Here is a 1576-nt window from a genome sequence, read left to right on the forward strand (position 1 = left end):
GCCTGCGCCAAGGCGTCGATGAGTTCGGCCAGGGTGCAGCGGTAGACGCTACGGCCCGCCTTTACCGCAGCGACGCCCAAGGCTGTTGCCAGGTGGCTCTTGCCCGTGCCCGGCGGGCCGAGAAAGTGCAGCACCTCGGCCCGGTTGATAAACTCCAGCTGGGCGAGAGCCATGATGCGGTGCCGGTCCAGCGAGGGCTGGAACGAGAAGTCGAAGCTTTCGAGCGTCTTGATCGGAGTGAGCCGGGCCGTGCGCAGACCGACCCCGACGCGGCGCCCTTCGCGCAGGGTCAGTTCCTCTGCCAGCAAAGCGTCGATCGCCTCGATCGCGGTCATCTCGCCCTTTTCCAGCCGGCTCAGGACCTGGTCCAGCGTTTCCAGGGCGCGGGCCATGTGCAGACTGACCAGGCTCTGGCGGATCCGTTCCGTGACCGGGATCATGGGCGTCCCTCCGGTTGTCTGGCCAGCCGCTGGCCAACGGCCTCGTAGAATGCCAGTGGCCGGCGCAGGACCGCGGTGTCCGCAGGGGATGGTCGGTCGAGCACGGCACGACGCGCAACGGGTACCGGCTTGCGATGGCTGGGATCGACGCGCTTCTGGTTCTTGCCCTCGAGCACCGGGTGACTTGCGATCAACTCCCCGTCCTCGAAGATGCGCACCTCGGCCGGATGGTTCTGGACCTCGACGATCCGGCGCCGGGTGGTGTCCGGGACGCTGTACTGATTGCCGCCAACGGCAACCATGCCCTCATGGCTGATCCGCCGCTCGACGGTCAGCACCGCGTCGTAGGGCCGAGTTGGCAGGGCTACGAGGTGCGGCTGCTCATCCGCAAAGTGCTCGTCGACAACCTGCTGCGTGGTTGCATGGACCCGGGGGTTGGCTATGGTAATTCGCCACTCCTCAAACTGGGCATTGAGGTCGTCGAGGTCACGGAAACTGCGCCCCAGAAAGAAGTCCTGCCGCACGTAACGGAATGGGCGCTCGACCTTGCCCTTCGTCTTCGCCCGATACGGCTGGCAGGCGCGCGGCGCCGAGCCGTAATGCGCCAGCAGCGCCACGAGCGAGGCGTTGTAGGTCACGACACCCGCCGCATCTTCGCCGATGACCGCAGTCTTCATCCGGTCGTAGAGCACCTCGCCACACGCCCCGCCCATCGCGTCAAAGGCCGCGATGTGGCAGCGCATCACCGTCTCCAGCGTCTGGTTGGGGCAGAACCGCCCCCAGAGCCAGCGGCTGTGTCCCAGCACCATGCTGAACAGCCAGACCTTGCGGGTGATGCCGGGCTCCAAGGTGAATGCTACTTGGAACTCGGCAAAGTCCACCTGGGCCTGCTGGCCGGCGGGCGTCTCGAAGCGCCGCTCGAACTGGCGCGGGGCGACCGGGCGTATCAGCCTCAGGTACTCCGTCAGTGTCGAATAGGCTCCCTCGAAACCCATCGCCTTGATCTCCCGGTGCAGCCGCCGGGCAGAGAGCCCCGGCCAGGCAGACAACCTGTCGACCAGATAGGCGCCATACTTGTCAGCCAAGCGCTCCTCCGGCTCGCGCGGCCCGTAGACCGGCGCCTCAAGCCCGCGCTC

At 66.8% G+C, this 1576-nt stretch carries 2 protein-coding genes; both read right to left on the bottom strand.

Annotated features, from left to right (window positions below):
• The coding region (locus BLR51_RS27010; RefSeq protein WP_165616969.1) for an ATP-binding protein at window positions 1–440 on the bottom strand (440 nt) is incomplete at its 3' end.
• Window positions 437–1576: IS21 family transposase (gene istA / locus BLR51_RS27015; protein ID WP_089852613.1), on the bottom strand; the 1140-nt coding region annotated here is incomplete at its 5' end. The genes BLR51_RS27010 and istA, both read right to left, overlap by 4 nt.

The organism is Salipiger marinus (assembly GCF_900100085.1).
Taxonomy (GTDB): domain Bacteria; phylum Pseudomonadota; class Alphaproteobacteria; order Rhodobacterales; family Rhodobacteraceae; genus Salipiger; species Salipiger marinus.